Origin of the sequence: Saccharothrix sp. NPDC042600 (assembly GCF_040647305.1) — a bacterium.
Classification (GTDB): Bacteria; Actinomycetota; Actinomycetes; order Mycobacteriales; family Pseudonocardiaceae; genus Actinosynnema; species Actinosynnema mutabilis.
This window is the reverse complement of record NZ_JBEZBW010000073.1, coordinates 21,547-42,875: the sequence shown is the minus strand read 5'-3', so window position 1 is coordinate 42,875 and position 21,329 is coordinate 21,547. Positions and strand designations below refer to the sequence as shown.

Here is a 21,329-nt window from a genome sequence, read left to right as displayed (position 1 = left end):
AAAAAATTCGGCTGCACCCGACCAAAAGTGTGGTAGCCCTTCGGGCGGGCCATACGGAGATGACACAAGCAAGAAGCCCGGCTTGGGTTGTGTCCCCTCCGGTGGACTGCCCGCCGGCGCTGCGCGCCGAAGAGCGAGGTTTGCGGTTGTTTAGGGTTTTGTGGGGGTGCCTGTGCCGTTGGCGGGGAGTTGCCAGGGTTGTTTGTCCAGGGTGTAGGCGACTGTGTCGTTGTTTGGCCAGGTTGCCTGGTCGTCTACGCTTCTGGTTTCCGCCAGCGGGGTTTCGGTCATTGTTGTCAGGTCTAGGACGTGTAGGCGCCAGGGGCCTGGTTCGACTCGCTTCTTGTAGGCCAGGCGGGTGTTGTCCGGGGAGAGGGAGGGGCATTCCACGTTGGTTTTCAGGGCGGTTGCTTCCCAGGTTTCGTAGTTGGCCCTGATCAGGTGGGTTTGGTTGTTGCTCGCCGCCGTGGCGTAGAAGGTGGTGTCGTCTTGGGCGAAGGTTACGCCCCAGAAGTTGAGATCCGGGGCGTAGTAGCGGGTGTTGTTGATCGTCAAGGGGATGTCTTCGATCGACTTCCGGATCTCGTCTGTGGTGGTGTCCAGGATGCCGGTTCGGGTGGAGAAGCCTGCCGTGTTGTAGGAGTCGCCGGAGACGAAGACCGTCCAGGACACCATTCTGCCCGACCTCGACACCTGTAGGCGGCTGGGGATTCCCGGGATCGCGTGGGTTTGTTCTTTGCCGTTGTTCGTTATCCTCATTTCCGTCATGGGGGGTACGCCTGGCAGGGCCGTTAGGCAGGCTTTGGTGTTCTGGGCTTGCGAGTGTCGGTCGCAGGATTTGGCTTCGGCTGTTCTTCCGCGTGCGTGTAGGACGTAGGTGACCGCGCACGCGATCAGGAGGGTTGCGACTGCGACAACGGCCGTAGCACGCAGGCGCCTGCGAGTACGAGTCCCAGAGTGGCCAGTGACGTGAGCACTGCCGTGTGCATTCCCCAGATCGTCCACAACGCTCCAAACAGGACAGAAGACACCAGTTTCGCCAACGCCTGGCCCGTTTGCAGGACCGCCAGGCCGCTCGTGCGCAGTTCGGCGGGTAGCAAAGGGCTTGCGGCGGCCATCAGGACGCCGTCGGTGGCTGCGTAGAACAGGCCGTGCAGGGCCAGTACCGCGAACACGTTCGGGTGCGGGGTCAGGAGGAGGGTGAAGGCCGCGGCCAGGGCCACGTGGCCGGCGATGAATACGGGCCATCTGCCCACGCGGTCCGCTAGGCGGCCCAACGGGACCGCGAGGAGCAGGTAGACGGCTGCGGTGCCCAGCGGCAGGAGGGGGAAGGTGACGGGGTCCAGCTTGAGTTGTTGTTGCAGGATCAGGTAGAGGAAGCCGTCGCCCACCACAACGGCACCCAGCAGGGCCGCCCAGCCGACCGTTCGACGGAAGGGACCGTGCCAGAGGGTTTTGAGGGGTGGGCGAGGGATTGGTTTCGATTGGTCGTCCTTGACCAGGACGGCCAGGAGGACTACGCCCAGGGTGGCTGTGCAGAAGCTGGTCACGAAGACGGCGTTGTAGTCGCCCAGGCTTGCCCAGAGGACGAACATCGCTGCCAGAGGGCCCAGGAAGGCGCCGATGGTGTCCATTGAGCGGTGGACGCCGAAGGCTCGCCCCAGGGTTTCCGGGGTGCTGCTCAGGGAGATCAGGGCGTCTCGTGGGGCTGTGCGCAGGCCTTTGCCGGTGCGGTCCACGGCCAGGACGCCGCCCAGGGCCAAGGGGGACGCGGCGGTCAGGAAGCCGAGCTTGGCCACCGCCGACAGGCCGTAGCCGGTCAGCGCCACGGCCTTGCGGCGCTGCCACCGGTCGGCGGCGTGGCCGCCCAGGAGCCTCACCACGGCCGTGACGCCCGAGTAGAGGCCGTCCAGGACACCGAACTGGAACGGGCTCAGGCCCAGGGCCACCACGAAGTACAGGGGCAGCACCGCGGTCACCATCTCCGACGAGACGTCGGTGACCAGGCTGACGAGGCCGAGCGCGAGGACGTTCCCCGCGACCCGGCCCCGTCCGCCGGTGACCGCTCCCTGCCGTGCGGTCGCGATGTACATCAGTGGCAGGTGTAGGTCGGGGTGCTGTCGACCGGCTTGCCGTCCAGGCCCAGGAACTGCCAGGAGTAGGTGGTGTCGGTCAGGGTCAGCTTGAGCACGCCGTGCGTGGAGCGGGCGAACTCGGTGATGGCCGGGTTCGCCGACACCTTGTAGAGCGGTGCACCGCCGCCCCCGCCGATGACCGAGCGGGTTCCGTTCGCGTCCGCCTTGCCGGACGCGTTCAGCGGCTTGAACCGCTCGTAGTGGTGGTCGTGGCCGCCGAGGACGAGGTCGGCCTTGTTGGCCACCAGCGTGTTCCACAGGTTGGTGACGCTGGTGTTGTTGCCGTGGCTGCCGGAACTCCACCGCGGGTGGTGGAAGTACGCGGCGACGCAGCCGCGGGTGTTGGCCGCCAGGTCGCGCTTGAGCCACTCAAGCTGCGCCGAGCCGGACGAGCTGGACTGGTTGGAGTCCAGGGCGATGAAGTGCCAGTTGCCGTGGTCCCACGAGTAGTACGTGTTGCCCTGCGGGGTGGCGATGGAGCCGAAGTAGCCCTTGTAGCCGGCCAGCGGCGGGCTGGAGTAGGTCTCGTGGTTGCCGGGCGTGGGCTTGGTCTTGGCCTTGAACCGGCCCCACGTGGTGTCGTAGTAGTTCTGGAAGTCCGACAGGTGGGCGTCGTCGTACTGGTTGTCGCCCATGGTGATCACCGCGACCGGGTTCATCTGCTCGACGAGCCGGGCGGTCTTGGGGTGCACGCAGTTCGGGTCGCTCGCCGTGCACTGCTCGGCGATGTCGCCCGCGGCGGCGATGACGAACGAGCCGCTGCCGGCGCCGGTGGTGGCGCGGACCTGGTTGCTGGGCGCGGAGGCGTTGCCGGCGGCGTCGCGGGCGCGGACGGTGTAGTCGTAGCCGGTGGTCGGGGCCAGGCCCGTGTCGGTGTAGGAGGTGGTGGTGGTCGTGCCGACGACGACGCCACCCCGCAGGACGTCGTAGCCGGTGACGCCGACGTTGTCCGTGGCCGGCGCCCAGGCCAGGGACGCGCTGCCGGCGGTGGTGCCGGTGACCTGGAGGCCGGTGGGCGCGCTCGGCGGGGTGGTGTCGTCGCTGCCTCGGACGCCGAACACCTCCAACTCCCAGATCGAGTAGCCCCACTCGGTGGCCCGCTGGGTGCCGAGGACGCGCAGGTAGCGGCCGGTGGCGTTGAGCCCGCTGTGGGTGTCGGTGTCGCCGTCGCCGGTGGTCCGGCCGCTGATGTCGGTCCACGACGAGCCGTCGGTGGAGAGCTGGACCTTGTACTGGCTCGCGTACGCGGTCTCCCAGTGCACGAGCACCTGGTGGACCTCGGCCGCGCCGCCGAGGTCGACGGTGAGCCACTGGGGGTCGAGGCCGGGCGCGCTGGCCCAGCGGGTGTCGGAGCGGCCGTCCACGGCGAACTGGCCGGCCAGGGTCGGGTCCTCGATCGAGGACGTGGTGGTGGGCCTGCCCTGCGAGAGCAGGACGTCGGCGGGGGCGCTGGCGGCCGTCAGCGGTATGGCCAGCAGCAGCGCCGCCGCCGCGGCGAAGGGTGCGACTCGGCGCACGGGGTCTCCTCGCGGTCCGGGGCGGCGGTCCGAAAGGTTCCGGTTAATCGTAAAGGTTGTTTACGATTACGGAGGCTAACCGGAGCCGAACAGGGGTGTCAACGGTGCGACCGGGAAGTGCCGTAACGACCCCTTAGGGGTGGAGAGGCTGCACAATGGTCCGATGCGGCGCGCATCGGCTCGGCTGGTCCTGCTCGTGGCGGTGGCCCTGGTGGCTTCCGGGTGCACCCAACTGGTCGACGGGCGACCGGTCGCGGGCAAGGTCGTGACCGGGGGCGCGGTGGACACCGGGTTCATCCGGGGCACCGACGGCGGGCCCATCGACCAGCTCGCGGCCACCGCGATCACCGACGTGGACGAGTTCTGGGAGGAGACCTTCCCGGCCACGTTCGGCGAGAAGTGGCAGCCCATCGAGGGCGGCATCTACTCCGTGGACACCTCCGACCCGGCCGCCAAGCCGCCGCCGTGCACGGAGAAGGCCAGCGACGTGGAGGGCAACGCGTTCTACTGCCCGAGCGCGGACGCCATCGCGTGGGACCGGGCGGCGTTGCTGCCGGTGCTCAAGGACCGGTTCGGCGACGCGGCCGTGGTGATCGTGCTGGCGCACGAGATGGGCCACGCGGTGCAGCGGCGCATGGGCATCACCCCCGAGGCCGAGCGCCGCGACCCGGACAAGTACCCGACCATCCTCACCGAGGCGATGGCCGACTGCTTCGCCGGCGCGTTCATCAAGTGGGTCAACGACGGCAAGTCCGAGCACCTGGACATCGGCACGGACACGCTGGACTCGGCCCTGGGCGCGCTGATCACGTTCCGCGACCCGGTCGGCACGTCGGCGGAGGACAGCTCCGCCCACGGCAACGCGTTCGACCGGGTGTCGGCCTTCCAGGACGGCTACCTGAAGGACGCGAAGTTCTGCGCGGCGATGACCGTGCAGAACCGGCCGTTCACGCAGCAGGCGTTCACCAGCCTCGACGACCGCGAGCGGGGCGGGAACCTGCCGTTCGACGAGATGCTGGACGCCATCGCGCCGGACCTGAACAACTACTACAAGGCGCTGGTGGGCGCCAAGGGCAAGACGTGGACCGAGCCCCGGACCACCACGGTCCGCGAGGAGCCGACGTGCTCGGGCGACCAGGGGCCGGTGGCGTTCTGCCCGGCGGACAAGTCGGTCGAGGTCGACGTGGCGGAGGACCTGCCGGAGCTGCACGCCCGGATCGGCGACTACGCGACGGGCGTGTTGCTCGCCAGCCGGTACGGGTTGGCGGCGCGGTCGTCGGCCGGGCTGCGGGTCGAGGGTGCCGAGGCGGCGGAGGGCGCGCTGTGCCTGGCCGGGGCCTACACGCGCGAGGTGTTCACGCGGCAGCAGGGGTTCGGGTTGTCGCCGGGTGACCTGGACGAGGCCGTGCAGGTGTTGCTGGCCTACGACTTCGCGGCCCGGGACGCGTCCGGGGAGAACGCCGTCGATCCCGGGTTCAAGCGGGTGGACGTCTTCCGCAACGGCGTCTTCACCGGCGTGACGGCCTGCGGGTTCTAAAACCGTCCGGTCCGCTTCGGCGGTGGGGTGGTTGGTGTGGTTCCGCCACGGCGGCTCGGGCTCGTTAAGTAGGGTTCGGGCGGATGGCTCGTGGTTCGGCTCGGCGGTGGATGGGGCGTGGGATGGGTCGGCGGCTGGTGGGGGTTTCGGCGCTCGTCCTGGTCTCGGCGTTGACCAGTGCGTGCACGCAGGCGGTGGACGGGGTCGCCAAGGCGGTGAAGCCCGACGTCACCAAGGTCGCCGGGCTGGAGATCACCACCGGCGAGAGCGGGCCCAAGCCCGGTGTGCCCGACGCCGACCTGCGCGTGGAGAACGCCGACGGCGGCGAGATGGACCGGCTCGCCGTCAACACCCTCGCCGACGTCGAGGAGTACTGGGCCGAGAAGATGCCCGAGCACTTCGACGGCAAGAAGTTCGAGCCGGTCAAGCGCCTGGTGTCCTACGACTCGACCGGCGCGGGCGTGGAGATCTGCCGGACCAACACCGCCGGGGTCGCCAACGCGTTCTACTGCTCGCTGGACGACAGCATCGCCTGGGACCGCGGCGACCTGCTCCCCATGCTGGACGACGCGTTCGGCCCGATGTCCGTGGTCACCGTGCTGGCGCACGAGATGGGCCACGCCGTGCAGTACAAGCTCGGCGCGCAGGGCGGCGTCAACCAGGGCACGCCGTCGATCATCAAGGAGCAGCAGGCCGACTGCTACGCGGGCAACTTCTTCCGCTGGGTGGCCGAGGGCAAGTCCAAGCACTTCCGCATCTCCACCGGTCCCGGCCTGAACCAGGTGCTGGCGACCATGTTCTTCATCCGCGACGCGGCGGGCACGTCCGCCGAGAAGCAGGGCGCGCACGGCAGCGCGTTCGACCGGGTGGCGGCCTTCCAGTTCGGGTTCGCGGGCGACCCGAAGCGGTGCGCGCAGATCGACGAGCAGGAGATCAAGGAGCGCATCACCCAGCAGAAGTTCGACGCGCAGGACGTGGACACCGGCCAGGGCAAGGGCAACCTGAAGGTCGATGACCGCAAGTACCTGCAACTGCTCGAAGAGAGCCTCCGCGACGCCTTCAACCAGAGCGGCGCGACCCCGCCCACGTTCAAGCAGGGCGACGTGGCCTGCACGAACGCCAAGGTGACCTCCCCGGCGACCTACTGCCCGGCCACCAACACGGTCGGCATCGACCTGCAGGACCTGGTGAAGATCGGCACCCCGCCGAAGCGGGGCCAGAAGGGCGGGATCGGCGACTTCGCGGCGTTCGCGGAGATCGCCTCGCGGTTCGCGCTGTCCATCCAGAAGGCCACGGGCTACCCGTTGGAAGGGCCCGCGGCGGGTCTGCGGACCGCCTGCCTGACCGGCGCGTGGGCGGGCACGACGACCGACGCCAAGGCCAAGCTGCGGCTGTCCTCGGGTGACCTGGACGAGGCGGTGGCGGAGCTGCTCGCCGACCGGAGCCTGATCGCGGCGGACGTCAACGGGACCGTGGTGCCGTCCGGGTTCGCCCGGGTGGAGGCGTTCCGGGACGGGTTCTTCGACGGCAGCGGGCTCTGCACCCGCAAGTACTCCGAGTAGGCCCTCCGGCCGTGGGCGTCGCGACGGCGGCGCCCACGGCGGGGAGGGGTCAGTAGAGGGCGCTGGCGAGGTTGCGGCGCGCCTTGGCGACGCGCTCGTCGTCCGGCGGGAACAGCTCGAACAGGCCCACCAGGTGCTCGCGGACCCGGTCGCGGTCGTCGCCGTAGACCCGCCGCACGGTGTCCACCAACCGCTTGAAGGCGCGCTCCACGTCCTGGGTGGCCAGCTCGACGTCGGCCGCCGCGAGCTGGGCGTCCAGGTCGTCGGGGTTGGCGTCGGCCTTGGCCACGACGTCCGGGCTCAGGTTCTCCGCGCGCGCGGTGAACCGGACCTGGGCGAGGGCGGCCTTGGCCTCGGCGTTGCCGGGCTCGGTGGCCAGGATCGCCTCGTAGGCGGCCTCGGCGGCGGCGAAGTCACCGCGTTCGAACGCGTCCTCGGCGGCGGTGAAGCGCTCGTCCTCGGGCTCGGCGACGGGCTCGCCGGTCCGGCCGGCCTCGGCGGCGCGGATGCCGGGCAGGCGGTCGCGCAGCGCGTCGAGCAGGCGGTTGATCCACTGGGTGAACTCGGCTTCGGGCAGGGGGCCGGCGAAGGCGTCCACCGGCTGGCCGGCGGCCACGGCGACCACGGTCGGCACCGACTGCACGCCGAACACCTGGCCCACCCGCGGGCTCACGTCGAGATCGACCCGGGCGAGCAGCCACGCGCCGCCGGCCGCGCGGGCGGCCTTCTCCAGCACCGGCGACAACTGGCCCGCCTCCGGGCTCCAGGACGCGGTCAGCTCGACCACGACCGGGACGTCCAGCGAGCGTTCGACGACCGACTGGAAGGTGGCCTCGGTGACGTCGAGCACCCACGGGCTGGGCCCCTCGGCGGCCGGAGCGCCGGCGGCGGGGGGCGGTGTGGCGGCGCGCTGGCGGGCGGCGTCGGCCCGGGCCTTCAGCGCGCCGAGGTCGACCGCCCCGGAGAGCGCGGCGGACAGTGCTGCGGACTTGCGAGGGTCTGGCCTTGTCACGCTCCCATCCTGGCACGGCTCCGGCCGGTCGCGACGGCAGCCCGGCCGGACGCGCCCGCGACCGTCGTCACCCCGCCAGTTGGGCCACCGGGTCGATCGCCATCGGGTTGCGGCGCATGGCGTCGTTGCGCCGCCCCAGCGCCAGCGCGAGCGGGGTCATGAGGTCGGCGAAGCGAGCGGTGTCGGCTGCGCCGAGCGCCCGCCACGGGTGGGCCGCGGCGGCGTCGGTCCGGCGTTCCACGTCCTCGCGCAGGGCGCGGCCGGCCGGCGTGAGGCCGTTGTCGAACAGCCCCCGCTCGGCGAGCGAGCGTTCCGCGCCGGCCCACTCCTCCTCGGACCACCCGCGTGCTTCCCGCAGGTAGGACGCGTCCAGCCCCTTGTCCGCGCCGAAGAGCACCAGCGTCTCGCAGGGCGTCAGGTCCGCCGCGACGAGCGCGGCGACGTGCCCGTCCCCGCGCGACTCGCGCAGGGTCGTGCACGCCTGCCAGAGCGCCAGGTGCGGTTCGTCGGGCACCGGCAGGGCGGCGTTGGCCGCTCCCATGACCCGTCCGGCCGTCGGCGCGGCAGCCGCCGCGCGCAGCGCCAGCTCGGCCGCCTCGCCGACGTCCAGGGTGGGCAGCATCCGGCGCAACGCCCCGTCCACGCCCTCCAGCCGGGCGGCGAGGAAGCGTTCCGGCGACGCCACCTCCCACGCGTCGGGCAGCGCGCGGGCCACCTTGCGCGGGTGGAAGCTGTAGAACGCGGCCGTCACGGTCCGCGGGGCCGCCGCGCCCAGCGGCGCCGCCCGCATGCCGAAGTAGCCCATCCAGCCGCCCTTGCAGCCCAGCGCGTCGGTCACCGCGCGGGACTCCGGCGTGAAGTACGTGACGTCGTGGTAGGTCTCGAAGCGCAACCACAGGGCACGGGGGTCCATGCGGTCAAATTAGTAGGACGTCCGACTATTCGGAAGGGTTCAGGTGCTGCTCGACCCGCTCCACCTTCGCGGTGAGCTGCCCGGTGTAGCCGGGACGGATGTCGGCCTTGAGGACCAGGCTCACCCGGGGCGCGGTGGCCTGCACCACCTCGGTGGCCTTCTTGACCACCGCCATCACCTCGTCCCACTCGCCCTCGACCAGCGTGAACATCGCGTTGGTCTGGTTGGGCAGCCCGGACTCGCGGACCACCCGCACGGCCTCGGCGACGGCCGCGGCCACGCTGTCGGACTCCCCGCCGAGCGGGCTGACGCTGAACGCGACGAGCACAGTTCCCTCCTCTTGGTCGGGTACCCACTGGTAGCTTCGGCGGCATGACGTCCCGACCGCTGCCGTTCGACCCCATCGCGCGCGCCGCCGAGCTGTGGGAGAAGCGGATCGGACCGTCGACGGCGATGGCGGCGGTCACGAGCGTCATGCGAGTACAGCAGATCATCCAGTCCTCGGTGGACGCCGCCCTCAAACCGCACGGCCTGACCTTCGCCAGGTTCGAGGCGCTGGTGCTGCTCACGTTCTCGCGCACCGGCAGCCTGCCGATGCGGGTGATGGGCGAGCGCCTCCAGCTGCACCCGACGAGCGTGACCAACATCGTGGACCGGCTGGAGGCGGACGGGCTGGTCCGGCGCAACCCCCACCCGACCGACCGGCGCACGACCCTGGTGGAGATCACCGAGGCCGGGCACGCGCGGCGGGAGGCGGCGACGGAGGCGGTGACGGAGGTCGAGTTCGGGCTGCGCGGGCTGACCGACCGGCAGACCGAGCAGTTGACCGACCTGCTCGCCAAGGTCCGGCGCGCGGTGGGCGACTTCGAGGACTGACCGGCGCGGCGCGGGCCGGCCGCGGGTAATCCGCTCGACCGGACCCCGCCCGGTCGGCCACCCTGTGCGCCGTGCGAACCGTGATCGCCCTGGTGACCGCAGGCGGCCGGCACGTGGGAACCGTGCCGGAGTTCACCGTGCCGTCCCCCTGGTGGAACGACGTCGAACCGGTCACCGCGCACCTCGACCGGCAGCTCGGCGTCCCCACGAGCGTGCTCCGGCTCGTCTCCGCGACCGGCACGGGGATGCGTGGCGGAACGGTCACCTACCAGGTCGAGGCGCACGCCCCCGTTCCACTGTCCACAGTGGATCCGATCGACTTCCCCGACGACCCGCTGCGCGTGCCGTGGGCCAGACCGGGCGGGCCGGCCGCGTTGCTGGAGTGGGCGCACGGCCACGTGCGCGGCGTCGAACCCCCGACCCAGGTCAAGACCTGGAACCTGTCGTGCCTCTACCGGCTGCGCACCAGGGGCGGAACGGTCTGGGCGAAGGAAGTGCCGCCGTTCCTGTCGCCCGAAGGACCGGTCATCGAACTGGTGCGGTCCGTCGACCCGGAGCTGGTGCCGAGCGTCCTGGCCGCCGAGGACCGCCGCATCCTGCTGGAGGACGCACCGGGCGCCGACTGCTGGTCCCCCACGCCCGAGATGATCCGTCACATGGTGCCCCGCTGGGTCGCGATGCAACACGCCCTCGCCGGCCCGCCCCGCCTGCGCGAGCACTCGATCGACGTGCCGTCGTCCGGCCTGCCCCAGACCCTGCTGCACGGTGACTTCCACCCGGGCAACTGGCGGTCCACCGGCGTCGTCCTGGACTGGGCCGAGGCGCACTGGGGCCACCCGGCGCTCGACGCGGCGAAGCTGATCGACTTCGTCGGCCCGACCGTCGGCGAACTCGTCGAACAGGTCTGGTGCGAGTCGTGGCTGGCGTTGCGGCCCGACAGCGACCCCGCGAGCGCCCTCCGCCACGCCCGACCGGCGGCGCACCTGCTCAGCGCCCGCGTCTACCAGCACTTCCTCGACAACATCGAGGAGAGCGAGCGCGTCTACCACCGGGGCGACCCCGAGGAGCACCTGGCGCTGGCCCGGTCGTTCGCGGTCTGACCCCCGCGGGTCACACCTGTTCGGTCTGGCCCTCTTCGTCGAGCTTGCCGTTCTTCGCGGCCCAGCGCTCGAACAGGACGGTGCCGAACGGCGGGATGCTCGCCACGAGCGCCCACACGGTGGTGCTCTTGTTCCACCGGTGCGCGAGCATCAGCGTGACGAGCACGTAGCCGACGAAGATCACCCCGTGGATCGGGCCGAAGACCTTCACGCCGATCTCGTTGCCGACGACCACGTACTTGAAGAACATGCCGATCAGCAGACCGGCCCACGACACGGCCTCGGCGAGCGCGAAGAGGCGGAAACGGCCAACGGGGCTGCTAAGCATGTCACCCATTGTGGTGAGTGATGCCGGTCACCTGTCCGTTGGGTCCGTTTCCGCCCCCGGCTCAGTCCTCCCAGCGGAACACGCGGGCCGCGATGAAACCGACCACCAGCGTGAAGCCGACCAGCACCGCCGACGGCACCAGCAGCGCCTCGACGCCCTTCCCGCGCACCAGCACGTCCAGCATCCCGTCGTTCATGTGCCGCAGCGGGAACACGTTCGACACCACCTGCAGCCACGACGGCGCCTTCTCCAGCGGGAAGAACGTGCCCGACAGGAAGGCCATCGGCATGATCACGATGTTCGCCGCCCCGCTGGCCGCCTCCTCGGTCCGGCAGAACGCCCCGACCAGCATGCCGATCGCGAAGAACGCCGTCGTCCCCAGCACCAGCAGCGGCAGGGCCAGCCACCACGAGCCGGTCAGCTTCAGGCCGAACAGCGGGGTCAGCGCGACCGCCACGAAGACCACGCCCTGGGCCACCGCCGTCCCGACGCTGACCAGGATGCGCGACGACAGCACCACCGTCGGGCCCACGGGCGCCAACCGGATCCGGCGCAGCACCTGCTTCTTGCGCCACGACACCAGCGTCAGCGCCGCCCCGAAGACACCGGAGATCGACACCGCCCAGGACAGGATGCCCGGTGTCAGGAACTGGATCGGCTTGAGCGTCGCGTCCTCGACCGGTTCGGCCTTGAACGTGAACGCCGGCGTGGTGCCCGTCGCCGCCAGGTTCACCTTGTCCACCGTGCCCGACACGATGCCCAGCACGGTCTGCGCCCGGGTCTGGTCACTGGCGGCGAACACCAGCTCCACCGCGCCGCCGCGCGCGACGACGACGGCCGGCAGGTCGCCGTCGTCCACCTTGCGCCGGGCGGCTTCGAGGTCGTCGTGGCGTTCCAGCTCCAGCGCGCCGGACTCGGACAGCGCGGTGACCACCGGGCCGTCGCCGACGACCGCGACCCTGGTCCGGTCCGCGCCGGAGTCGCGGAACAGCAGGCCGAACACGACCAGGAACATCAGCGGGAACACGAAGGCGAAGAACAGGGTCATCCGGTCGCGCAGGAAGCCCTTCACCATCGCGGCGGACAGGCTCTTGAACGCGGTCATGCCCGGTACTCCCGTCCGGTCAGGTCGAGGAACACGTCCTCCAACGTCGCCGTGCGGACCTGGAGCCCGTCGAGCGTGCCCCGCTCGGCCAGCGCCGACAACACGGGCGCGGGACGGCGGGTCGCGATGGTCAGCGACACCTCGTCCTCCTGCACCTGGTCCACGCCGGTGATCGCGCGCGCGTCGGCCGCGGTGAGCGCGCCGCGCTGGAGCACCACGTGGGTGGGCGCGTCGAGGCCGCGGACCAGGGTCGCGGGCGCGTCCATGGCGAGGACCCGGCCCTTGTCCATGATCGCCACCCGGTCGCAGAGGATCTCGGCCTCGTCCAGGTAGTGCGTGGTGTAGACGATGGTCTTGCCGCGTTGCTGGATGGCGCGCAGCACGTCCCACAGGTTGCGCCGGGCCTGCGGGTCCAGCGCGGCGGTCGGCTCGTCGAGGAACACGACGTCCGGGTCGTGCACGAGCGCGCACGCGATGGACAACCGCTGCCGCTGCCCGCCCGACAGCTTGTTCTCCTGCACGTCGGCCTTGTCGGTGAGCCCGACCAGCTCCAGCATCTCGGCGGCGCGCTTGGCGGGCACGCCGTAGAGCGAGCCGAAGGTCTCCAACTGCTCCTTGGCGGTCAGCTTCTCGAAGAAGCTGGACGCCTGGAGCTGCACGCCGATCCGGGGCAGCAGCGCGGGGTTGCGCGGCCACGGGTCCTCGTCGAGCAGGCGCACCCGGCCGGAGTCGGCCTTGCGCAGCCCCTCCACGATCTCCAGCGTGGTGGTCTTGCCCGCCCCGTTCGGGCCGAGGATGCCGAAGAACTCGCCTTCGGCGACGGTGAACGAGACGCCGTCCACCGCCTTGAGGTCGCCGTAGTGCTTGCGGATGTCGCTGACCACGACCGCCGCTCTCTCCCCAGTCATGCCGCGCACCGTAAGCCCGGCGAACGACTTCGCACGGGGTTTCCGGCGTGCCGACCACCAAAGTAGATCAGTCCGCGATGCTTTCGTATGACGCCGCTCGCGCTGCGCGGTCAGCCGCCCGCGCAGGGTGACGGCGGCGGGGTGCCCCAGTCGGCTTCGGCCGGGTCGTCGGTGAGCGCCACGTCCACGTCCGCCCCGGCCACCAGGTCTTCGTGGTCGATCCACGTGTTGTCGTGGGCCGTCCCGTTGAGCGTGACCGCGCGGATGTACTGGAGCCGGGTGGGCGTGGCGTCGGGCGCGGTGATGGTGAGGGAGCCGTCGGCCAGGTGGAGGGTGGCCCGGGGGTAGCGCGGGGCGTGCAAGAGGAACCGGCCGGTGCCGGGGACCGCCGGGTACAGGCCGAGGGCGCTGAACACGTACCAGGCGGACATGGTGCCGAGGTCGTCGTTGCCGGTGACCCCGTTGGGCGCGTTGACGAACAGGGTCTGCGCGGCCCGGTTGACCGCCGAGGTCTTCCACGGCTGCCCGATCAGCACGTACATCCAGGGCGCGTGCAGGTCCGGCTCGTTGTTGGGGTTGTAGCGGAACTGGTTGTAGTAGTTGTACGGCCCCACCACCCACTTCTCGCGGACCGTGCGCGCGGGGTCGGCCACCAGGTCGGGGTAGGCGAAGAAGTCGTCCAGGCGGGCGGCGGCCCGCTCCGCGCCACCCAACAGGTCCACCAGGCCGGGCACGTCCTGCTGCACCAGCCACTGGTACTGCCACGCCGTGCCCTCGTGGAACCCGTCCTGCCCCTGGGGCGTGAACTCCGCGAGCCACCGGCCGTCGGCGGTCCTCGGGCGCGGGAACCCGGTGAACCTGCGGTCGGTCACCGACGCGTCCCACAGCGTCCGGTAGTTGAGCCCGCGCCGGCGCAGTGCCGCGGCGTCCTCCTTGTGCCCCAACGCTTCCGCCATGAGGGACAGCGACGCGTCGGCCAGCGCGTACTCGAACGTGGCGGACGCGCCGTGGTGCGGGTCCACGTCCTGCCCCTTCTTGCGGTGCTGCGGGTCGAACTGCACGAACCCGTTGGCCAGGTAGGACTCCACCCCGGCCCGCCCCTCGAACGGCGACGCGGCGGGCGGGAGCAGCGTGGCGTTCTGGAGCAACGCGCGGTAGGCCTGCTCCTCCAGCCCGTCCAGCGCGCCGAACCGCCACAGGTCCACCAGGAACGGGGTGACCGGGTCGCCGGTCATCGTGTTGGTCTCCTGGTTGGCGTAGGCCCACCGCGGCAGCCAGCCGCCCTGCTCGTGGATCGCGAGGAGCGACCGGGCGACGTCCCGGGCCCGTTCGGGGCGCAGGAGGGCGAGGAGTTGGTTGTGGGCGCGGTAGGTGTCCCACAGCGAGAAGTACTCGTAGTACGTCCATCCGTCGGCCGTGTGGACCCGGTCGTCGAAGCCCCGGTACCGGCCGTCGATGTCGTTGCCCGTCAACGGTTGCAGCAACACGTGGTAGAGGGCGGTGTAGAAGACCGTGGCGTCGTCGGCGGACTCGGCGGTGATCTCCACCGACGACAGCTCCGTCCGCCAGGACTCCTGGGCGGCCTCCCGCAAGGCGTCGAACGACTTCCCCCGCGCCTCGGCGAGGTTGCGGTCCGCGCCGTCCGCGTCGACGTGGGACAACGAAGTCGCCGCGGTGACCGGCCCGTCGGCGAAGGCCACCCACTGGCCGCGCAGCCCGGACCCGCCCGACGCGCCGCCCCAGTTGCCGGTCCTGGTGAACGGGCGGTCGAACGTGGTCGTGAAGTACGTCGTGTACGGCTTGCCGCCGCAGAACGCCTGCGAGGTGACGGAACCGGCGAGGGTGCGGTCGTCCACGACCCGGATGGAGCTGGCGAACACCGGCTCCTTGTCGTTGGCCTGGCCGACGTTCACCAGGACGTGCGGGGTGACGCCGGCCGGGAAGGTGAACCGCTCGACCCCGGTGCGCAGCGTCGCCGTGCTCTCGACCGTGATGCCGCCGTCCAGGCGGACGCGGTAGTAGCCGGCCTCCCCGACCTCGCCCTCGTGGCTGTACCGGGCCCCGTAGCGGCGGTGGTCGAACACCCGCGGCACCCGGTCGACCGGCAGCACCGACACCAGCCCGCCCTGCTCCCAGCACCCCGCGCCGGACAGGAAGAAGTGCCCGAACCCCCGGATCACCGGGTCGTCGTAGCGGTACCCGGCGTAGTGCGACCCGATCGGGCTGGAGTGGGCCATCCCGAACGGCATGGACGCGCCCGGGAACGTGTTGCCGTCGTCCTTGGTGCCGATGAACGTGTTCACCGCGCGCACGGGATCAGTCGTCACCCGTCCCACCATAGGACGCGACGCTTGCCCGCGGCATAGTCTGGCCAGGTGGCGACCGGTTCGGACTTCCTGCAGCTGGACGCCGCCGACGCCCCGGCCCGGGGCTTGGCGGACTGGCTGGCGGCACGGCTGCGGGCCGCGCTGGCCGACGGCCGGCTGGCCCCGGGCGAGCGGCTGCCCGCCACCCGGGTCCTCGCCGCCGAACTGGGCGTGTCGCGCGGGGTGGTGACCGAGGCCTACCGGCGGCTGACCGAGGAAGGGCACGTCACCGGCCGGGGCCGGGCGGGGACGGTGGTGGTCGCGGTGCCCGCGCGGCCGGGTGCGGCTTCGGGTGGCGCGGTGGCGGCGCGGACGAGCGTCGGGAGTCCGGGTGGCGCGGTGGCGACGCGACCGGGCATCAGGGGTTCGGGTGGCGCGGTGGCTGGCGGGGTGGTGATGTTCCCCGAGGTGCCGGGCGCGGACGTGTTCGACGTGTTGCGCGAAGCCCCGGCCCGGATCGACCTCTCGCCCGGTGTTCCCGACCTCTCCGCCTTCCCCCGGGCCGCCTGGCTGCGGGCGGAACGGGCCGTGCTGGCCGACCTCGGGGCCGGTGACCTCGGGTACGGCGACCCGCGTGGCGTGCCGGCCCTCCGGGTCGCCGTCACCCGGTGGCTGGCGCGCACGCGCGGGATCGCCGCCGACCCGGGCGAGGTGGTCGTGGTGACCGGTGTCGCGCAGGCGTTGGCCTTGCTGGCCGAGGTGTTGCGGGGCGACGGGTTCCGGGAGATCGCGGTCGAGGACCCCGGGTCGCTGGGCGTCCGGCAGCACCTGAACCACCACGGCCTGGCCACCCCGCCGGCGCCGGTGGACGACCTCGGGCTGCGGGTGTCGGAGCTGCGCGCGGACGCGGTGCTCGTGACGCCCGCGCACCAGTTCCCGACCGGGGTGGTGCTGGACGCGGCCCGGCGGCGGGAGTTGGCGCGGTGGGGCGGGCTGGTCGTGGAGGACGACTACGACGCCGAGCACCGGTACGACCGGCCGCCGGTGTCGGCGCTGCGGGCCGCGCTGCCCGACCGGGTCTGCTACCTGGGCAGCGTCTCCAAGTTGCTCGCCCCCGCCCTGCGCACGGGGTGGATGCTGGTGCCCGAGCGGTACCGGGAGGCGGCGGTGGCGGCCAAGCGGTTCGCCGACCTGGGCAGCACCGCCCTGCCGCAACTGGTGCTGGCCGAACTCATGGACTCCGGTGAGCTGGAACGGCACCTGCGGCTGTTGCGCCGCCGGCACGTCCGCCGCCGTGACGCCATGACCCGCGCGATCTCCGAGCACCTGCCGGGCGCACGGGTCCACGGCGTGGCGGCCGGTCTCTACCTGACCGTGACGTTCGACGGGGACGTGCCGGACACCGCGGTGGCCGCGGCCGCGCTGGAGCTGGGGGTGAAGGCCCAACCCCTGTCCTGGCACGCCCAACGCCCCACCCGGCCCGGTCTGGTGCTCGGGTACGCGGCCAACCCGGCGACCGTCCTCGCCGAGGGCGTCGCGGCGATCGGCAAGGCGCTACGCGAGCTGGGCTAGCCGCCGCAGCTCCTCGTGCGCGCCGAACGCGCCCGCCCGCGGCCTCGCCGTGCGGAGGTCCACCAAGTGGGCCAGTTCCGCCACGACGACGCTCAACGGCGGGCCGCTGGCCGTCACGTCCTGCGCCCCACCCGCCTGCGCCTCCAGGAACGGCTTGACCAGCCGGCCGTGGTGCAGGGCGTAGGCGGCGCCGTGGGCCTTGCACACGTCCAGGAACAGGAGGGCGTGGACGGGTTCGCGCAGGAAGCGGTGCAGCAGCGGTTCGGCCAGGACTGCCATGTGCAACCGGGCCTGGTGGTCCGGCGGCACGTAAGGGAGTTTGTCGGCCACGATCCGCTGGTAGAAGGGGTCGTCGGCGCGGCACAGGCCCAACAGCAGGTCGATCTCGTTGACGGCCGCGAAGTCACCGGCGTTGACACCCCGGTAGACGTGCGCGCCGACGCGGTGCGGCCGGAAGTACGGCCGGATGCCGAGGTAGAACCGTTGCGGGTCAACGGTTTCGGCCAGCCCGCGGTTGAACTCCAGGACGTCCTCAAGGGCTTGTCGCGCGTCTCGCAACAGGTACTCCACCATCGGGTCGGCCACGCCCATGCCGGTGATCGTGCGCAGCGCGTGGGCCGCGCGTTCGTAGGCGACCACCGCCAACCCGTTCTGCCGCACGAAGGCCTGCTCGTCAGGCAGCGAGGTGAACGTGCGGAACCCGGCGAGGCTCTGGTGGGCGAACACGTACCGCGGCGCGACGCCCAGGGACGTGCCCAGCCGGGTCGCCAACGTCCACGCCGGGGCCAGCACCTCAGCGTCCTCCACCCGGTGCCGCGCGCACGCCGCCAGGTACATCCCGACCGACCCGAGCAGCCGGTACCGGTCGCCGTCCGGGTCGGGCAGCCGCTTCGCGCCTTCGTGCAGGACCTCCTCCTGCCCCAGGCCGGGCACGTGCTCCCGCCCGGCCGCGAAGTACGCCTCCTCGAACACCGTGTTGAGCCGGACGAACTCCTCGCCCAGCCACCGCTCGAACTCCGTCATGACCGCCATGCTGCTCGGCGGCCACGACGGGGTTCCAGGTCCATTCCACGCCCGCCGAACAGGTCCAATCAGGCGACGCCGATGGCGAACACGTGGAACGTGCCGCCGGTGACCGACGCGGGCAGCGTCACCGACCGGATCGGCTTGCCCTCCACCGTGATGGGAGCGGTGGCGAACACGAACACCTTGAGTTGCTGCGCCTCGCCGCTGGTGTTGTTGCGGTACGGCGTGGTCACCACGATGCGGTTGTCGAACGACGGCGGTGTGGACGGGTTGCCGCCCAACGCCCAGTCGGAGAAGCCGACGTCGGCGGTCTGCGTGGTGCCGTCGGCGTAGGTGACGGTCAGCCGCCCGGACGACCGGCCGCCCGCGCCGCTGCCGAGCAGGCCGAGCTTCGTGCCGGTGGCGTTGACCGTCACGGTCTGGCCGGTGGCGTTGACGTTGTCCGGCTCGCCGACCGGCGACGACGGCCAGGTGTAGCCGATGCCGTCCGAGGTCAGCACCGCCCCGGGCTCAACCCCCTGCTCCGCCAGCGCCTTGCGCGAGTAGCTCCAGCCGCCGCCGTCGAAGTTGCCGATGGCCTGGTCGTCGTCGGGCGAGGTGCCGACGTTGTTGAACGCCGCCCGCAGGCTGCCCGGTTCGGCGACCAGCACGGAGATGGTGCTGCGCTGGCCGTTGCCGAACAGCACCGGCACGCGGTGGGTCTGCTCGGCGGCGTTCGCGGCCACCGCCACGGTGACCGCCTGCCCGGCCTTCTCCCCCGGCGGCACGGTGACCTCGCCGCTGACCGGGGTCAGGGTGATCCCCGGCGGCGGCTGGGCGGTCCAGGCCACCTCGCCGCCGCGGCCGGAGAAGTCCTGCGCGCCGATGGTGACCGTGCCGCTGCCGCCGGCGGGCAGCACGAGCCGGCCGGGCTCGACGTAGGACTGCTGGGCGATCTCGCCGTCCCGGAACGACGGCGGCGCGTCGGCGGGTCCGGCGCCCCAGGCGGTCGGGGTGGTGGACAGGCCGAACTCCAGCGTGCCGCCGCCGGCCACGAACGACTCCGGCAGCCACGTGCGGGTCTGCGCGCGGCCGTTGAGGGTCAGCCCCGAGACGTACTTGCCCTCGCCGGACGCCTTGATGACGATCGGCTTGCCGTTCGGGCGGGTGATGGTGACCTCGGGGAACAGCGGGCTGTTGACGACCAGTTCCGCCCGGCCGGGGATCGCCGGGTACAGGCCCAGCGCCGCCCACACGTACCACGACGACATCTGGCCGAGGTCGTCGTTGCCCATCAACCCGTTCGGGCCGGGACCGAACAGCTCGTCCACGGCCTTGCGCACGACCGCTTGCGTCTTGTCGGGCGCGCCGGCCCAGTTGTAGAGCCACGGGGTGTGCATGATCGGCTCGTTGCCGAGGAACGCGTGCGGCTCGTGCGGTCCGGCGTTGAGCTTGGTGAAGAAGAAGTCCAGCCGCTCGCGGACCTCGACGTCGCCGCCCATCGCGGTGAACAGGCCACGCGCGTTGTAGGGGACCATCCACGTGTACTGGGCGGCGTTGCCCTCGACCCACGTGTCCGGGTTGCCGGGCGTGAACGGTTCGACGAACGAGCCGTCGCGGTTGCGTGCCTGGAGGTAGCCGGTGGCCGGGTTGTAGAGGTTCTGCCAGTACTGGGCGCGTTTCATGAACGTCTGCCAGGTCGCGCCGTCACCGAGGCGGCGGGCGAGTTCGGCGATGGAGAAGTCGGCGGTGGTGTACTCCAGGGTCGTGGCGGGCGGTCCCCACACGTTGCGCGCGCCGATCGGGACGTAACCCAGGGTCTGGTAGTCGGTCAGGCCGGGGCGTTCCTCGTAGCCCTGCGTGGGTTGCGTCGCGCCGCGCAGCATCAGCAGGAGCGCTTTGGACGCGTCGAAGTCCTTGGCCCCGAACGCGTACGCGCTGGACACCATCACGTGGTACGGGTCGCCGACCATGACGCCGGTGTAGCCGTTGGCCACGGTCCAGCGGTCCCAGCTGCCGCCCTGTTCGGCGAACAACATCATCGAGCGGACCATGTCCGACGATTCTTTCGGCGCGAGCAGGGACAGCAGCTGCATTTCCGAGCGGTAGACGTCCCAGCCGGAGAAGTTGGTGTAGACGGCGTGGCCCTTCTCGGCGGTGTGGACGCGGCCGTCGAAGCCCGGGTAGCGGCCGTCCACGTCCGAGAACACGTTGGGCTGCAACAGGGAGTGGTAGAGCGCGGTGTAGAACGTGGTGCGCTGCGCGTCCGTGCCGCCGGTGACCTTCACCTGGTTGAGCCGGTCGTTCCAGGCCTTGCGGGCGGCGGCGTGGACGGCGTCGAACGACTTGCCCACGTTCTCGGCGCGCAGGTTCCGCTTCGCGCCGTCGATCGAGACGAACGACAGGCCGACGCGCATGGTCACGTCCGGGTCGTCGAAGGTCACGTACGCGCCGGAACCGGGGCCGGAGACCGTGGTGTCCTGCGCGACGACCGTGCGCTTCTGCTCGACGGTCTTCGGCGCGTCACCGGTGTCGCGGACGCCGGAGCCGCCGCGTTCTTGCGTCCGGCCCGGGGTGACCGCGCCGTTCTTCCACGTGCCGTGGGTGGCGAAGGGCTGGTCGAACCGGGCGTGGAAGTACACCCGGTAGCGGTGGTCCGCGCCGCAGAACCGGCCGCTGGTGGCCCAGCCGCTGATGGTGTTGGTGCCGATGGTGACCTCGGCGTCGTCCGTGCCCGCGATCGAGCCGGACGTGTTGACCAGCAGCGTCGAGGTCGCCCCACCGGGGTACGCCAGGCGGCCGACGCCGGTGCGCTGCGTGACGGTCAGCTCGACCTTCGCGCCGCTGTCGAGGGTGACGCCGTAGTAGCCGGGGGTCGCGGACTCGTTGGCGTGGGAGAACGTCGAGACGTACCGGGCCGGGTCCGTCGCCGGGGAGGTGGTGACCTCGCCGACGAACGGCATGATCGGGACGTCCTGGTAGGTCGAGCAGCCCGCGCCGGACAGGTGCGTGAGGCTGAACCCCTTGATCCGGTTGTCCTGGTAGGAGTAGCCGCCGTGCTGGCGGGTGACGGTGTCCGGGCTCCACTGGACCATCCCGAACGGCACGTCCGCGCCCGGGAAGTTGTTGCCCGCGCCGCCGCCCGTGCCGTGGTCGGGTCCACCCGGCTGGGTGCCGACGAACGGGTTGACCCAGCGCGCCGGGTCCTCCGACTGGGCGTCCGCCTGGACCGGGTGGAGCACCGCGAGTGCTACGGCCGCCGCCGCGACCAGTGCCGTCTTCACGAGACCTCCTCGGGTTGACAACGCTGTCCAAGGCATCCAGTAACCGGATCCTTGCGGAGCGTGTCAGGTCCGCGTCAAGGCTGCTGGGGAGGGTTGTCTCGTTCAAGACAGATCGGATCATTGACTTTGATCGGTGGCGGGTGTGTGATTCGCGCACTATGACAACGTT

At 71.3% G+C, this 21,329-nt stretch carries 17 protein-coding genes; 5 read left to right on the top strand and 12 right to left on the bottom strand.

What is annotated here, in order from left to right; genetic code table 11:
- Window positions 1-150: 150 nt before the first annotated feature.
- From AB0A74_RS31250 to AB0A74_RS31240, 3 genes are all read right to left on the bottom strand, one after another.
- The gene (locus tag AB0A74_RS31250) at window positions 151-675 is read right to left on the bottom strand and encodes a hypothetical protein (protein WP_358255096.1); all 525 of its coding nucleotides are present in this window, start codon (window positions 673-675) and stop codon (window positions 151-153) included.
- Between the two features lie 218 nt (window positions 676-893).
- A complete protein-coding gene (locus AB0A74_RS31245; protein ID WP_358255094.1) occupies window positions 894-2,093 on the bottom strand; it encodes an MFS transporter in 1,200 nt (399 codons plus the stop codon).
- Window positions 2,093-3,652, bottom strand: coding sequence for a discoidin domain-containing protein (locus tag AB0A74_RS31240; protein ID WP_358255092.1), 1,560 nt, complete (start codon window positions 3,650-3,652; stop codon window positions 2,093-2,095). The genes AB0A74_RS31245 and AB0A74_RS31240 overlap by 1 nt, the downstream gene beginning before the upstream one ends.
- A 163-nt stretch (window positions 3,653-3,815) precedes the next feature.
- Here AB0A74_RS31240 and AB0A74_RS31235 point away from each other — a divergent pair, with 163 nt between their 5' ends.
- Window positions 3,816-5,189 carry a neutral zinc metallopeptidase gene (locus AB0A74_RS31235; protein ID WP_358255090.1) on the top strand — a complete coding sequence of 458 codons (1,374 nt, stop codon included), beginning with the start codon at window positions 3,816-3,818 and terminating at the stop codon, window positions 5,187-5,189.
- Window positions 5,190-5,311: 122 nt separating this feature from the next.
- Window positions 5,312-6,751 (top strand): neutral zinc metallopeptidase, encoded by a 1,440-nt coding sequence (locus AB0A74_RS31230; RefSeq protein ID WP_358255088.1) that lies wholly within the window; start codon window positions 5,312-5,314, stop codon window positions 6,749-6,751.
- Window positions 6,752-6,800: 49 nt separating this feature from the next.
- Here AB0A74_RS31230 and AB0A74_RS31225 read toward each other — a convergent pair whose 3' ends face one another.
- The 3 genes from AB0A74_RS31225 to AB0A74_RS31215 form a co-directional block, all read right to left on the bottom strand.
- Window positions 6,801-7,763, bottom strand: a complete 963-nt coding sequence (locus tag AB0A74_RS31225) for a tetratricopeptide repeat protein (protein WP_358255087.1) — start codon at window positions 7,761-7,763, stop codon at window positions 6,801-6,803.
- Between the two features lie 67 nt (window positions 7,764-7,830).
- Window positions 7,831-8,676: a hypothetical protein gene (locus tag AB0A74_RS31220; RefSeq protein WP_358255085.1), complete on the bottom strand. Its 846-nt coding sequence runs from the start codon at window positions 8,674-8,676 to the stop codon at window positions 7,831-7,833.
- A gap of 25 nt (window positions 8,677-8,701) precedes the next feature.
- Window positions 8,702-9,004, bottom strand: coding sequence for an MTH1187 family thiamine-binding protein (locus AB0A74_RS31215; protein ID WP_358255084.1), 303 nt, complete (start codon window positions 9,002-9,004; stop codon window positions 8,702-8,704).
- Between the two features lie 44 nt (window positions 9,005-9,048).
- On the opposite strand from AB0A74_RS31215, the gene AB0A74_RS31210 reads away from it, so the two are divergent.
- Complete coding sequence (locus tag AB0A74_RS31210) at window positions 9,049-9,552, top strand: MarR family transcriptional regulator (protein ID WP_358255082.1); 504 nt, start codon at window positions 9,049-9,051, stop codon at window positions 9,550-9,552.
- Between the two features lie 71 nt (window positions 9,553-9,623).
- Window positions 9,624-10,652 carry a phosphotransferase gene (locus tag AB0A74_RS31205; RefSeq protein WP_358255081.1) on the top strand — a complete coding sequence of 343 codons (1,029 nt, stop codon included), beginning with the start codon at window positions 9,624-9,626 and terminating at the stop codon, window positions 10,650-10,652.
- Between the two features lie 10 nt (window positions 10,653-10,662).
- On the opposite strand, the gene AB0A74_RS31200 is transcribed toward AB0A74_RS31205, so the two are convergent.
- From AB0A74_RS31200 to AB0A74_RS31185, 4 genes are all read right to left on the bottom strand, one after another.
- A complete protein-coding gene (locus AB0A74_RS31200; RefSeq protein WP_358255079.1) occupies window positions 10,663-10,980 on the bottom strand; it encodes a DUF3817 domain-containing protein in 318 nt (105 codons plus the stop codon).
- A 61-nt stretch (window positions 10,981-11,041) separates the two neighbouring features.
- Complete coding sequence (locus AB0A74_RS31195) at window positions 11,042-12,085, bottom strand: ABC transporter permease (protein WP_358255077.1); 1,044 nt, start codon at window positions 12,083-12,085, stop codon at window positions 11,042-11,044.
- Window positions 12,082-12,993, bottom strand: coding sequence for an ABC transporter ATP-binding protein (locus AB0A74_RS31190; protein WP_358255075.1), 912 nt, complete (start codon window positions 12,991-12,993; stop codon window positions 12,082-12,084). Before AB0A74_RS31190 ends, AB0A74_RS31195 begins: the two co-directional genes overlap by 4 nt.
- Window positions 12,994-13,103: 110 nt before the next feature.
- Window positions 13,104-15,320 carry a GH92 family glycosyl hydrolase gene (locus AB0A74_RS31185; RefSeq protein ID WP_358255074.1) on the bottom strand — a complete coding sequence of 739 codons (2,217 nt, stop codon included), beginning with the start codon at window positions 15,318-15,320 and terminating at the stop codon, window positions 13,104-13,106.
- Window positions 15,321-15,368: 48 nt separating this feature from the next.
- Here AB0A74_RS31185 and AB0A74_RS31180 point away from each other — a divergent pair, with 48 nt between their 5' ends.
- A complete protein-coding gene (locus tag AB0A74_RS31180) occupies window positions 15,369-16,871 on the top strand; it encodes a PLP-dependent aminotransferase family protein (RefSeq protein WP_358255073.1) in 1,503 nt (500 codons plus the stop codon).
- Here AB0A74_RS31180 and AB0A74_RS31175 read toward each other — a convergent pair.
- Both AB0A74_RS31175 and AB0A74_RS31170 read right to left on the bottom strand, forming a co-directional pair.
- Window positions 16,854-17,894, bottom strand: coding sequence for a monodechloroaminopyrrolnitrin synthase PrnB family protein (locus AB0A74_RS31175; protein ID WP_358255072.1), 1,041 nt, complete (start codon window positions 17,892-17,894; stop codon window positions 16,854-16,856). The genes AB0A74_RS31180 and AB0A74_RS31175 overlap by 18 nt on opposite strands.
- Before the next feature lie 68 nt (window positions 17,895-17,962).
- Window positions 17,963-21,160 (bottom strand): GH92 family glycosyl hydrolase, encoded by a 3,198-nt coding sequence (locus AB0A74_RS31170; protein WP_358255070.1) that lies wholly within the window; start codon window positions 21,158-21,160, stop codon window positions 17,963-17,965.
- Between the last annotated feature and the right edge of the window lie 169 nt (window positions 21,161-21,329).

Bases quoted from the DNA above. Each gene is read 5' to 3' on its own strand.
- AB0A74_RS31250 (WP_358255096.1), bottom strand. From the start codon at position 675: ATGGTGTCCTGGACGGTCTTCGTCTCCGGCGACTCCTACAACACGGCA.
- AB0A74_RS31245 (WP_358255094.1), bottom strand. From the start codon at position 2,093: ATGTACATCGCGACCGCACGGCAGGGAGCGGTCACCGGCGGACGGGGC.
- AB0A74_RS31235 (WP_358255090.1), top strand. From the start codon at position 3,816: ATGCGGCGCGCATCGGCTCGGCTGGTCCTGCTCGTGGCGGTGGCCCTG.
- AB0A74_RS31230 (WP_358255088.1), top strand. From the start codon at position 5,312: ATGGGTCGGCGGCTGGTGGGGGTTTCGGCGCTCGTCCTGGTCTCGGCG.
- AB0A74_RS31220 (WP_358255085.1), bottom strand. From the start codon at position 8,676: ATGGACCCCCGTGCCCTGTGGTTGCGCTTCGAGACCTACCACGACGTC.
- AB0A74_RS31210 (WP_358255082.1), top strand. From the start codon at position 9,049: ATGACGTCCCGACCGCTGCCGTTCGACCCCATCGCGCGCGCCGCCGAG.
- AB0A74_RS31200 (WP_358255079.1), bottom strand. From the start codon at position 10,980: ATGCTTAGCAGCCCCGTTGGCCGTTTCCGCCTCTTCGCGCTCGCCGAG.
- AB0A74_RS31195 (WP_358255077.1), bottom strand. From the start codon at position 12,085: ATGACCGCGTTCAAGAGCCTGTCCGCCGCGATGGTGAAGGGCTTCCTG.
- AB0A74_RS31190 (WP_358255075.1), bottom strand. From the start codon at position 12,993: ATGACTGGGGAGAGAGCGGCGGTCGTGGTCAGCGACATCCGCAAGCAC.
- AB0A74_RS31175 (WP_358255072.1), bottom strand. From the start codon at position 17,894: ATGACGGAGTTCGAGCGGTGGCTGGGCGAGGAGTTCGTCCGGCTCAAC.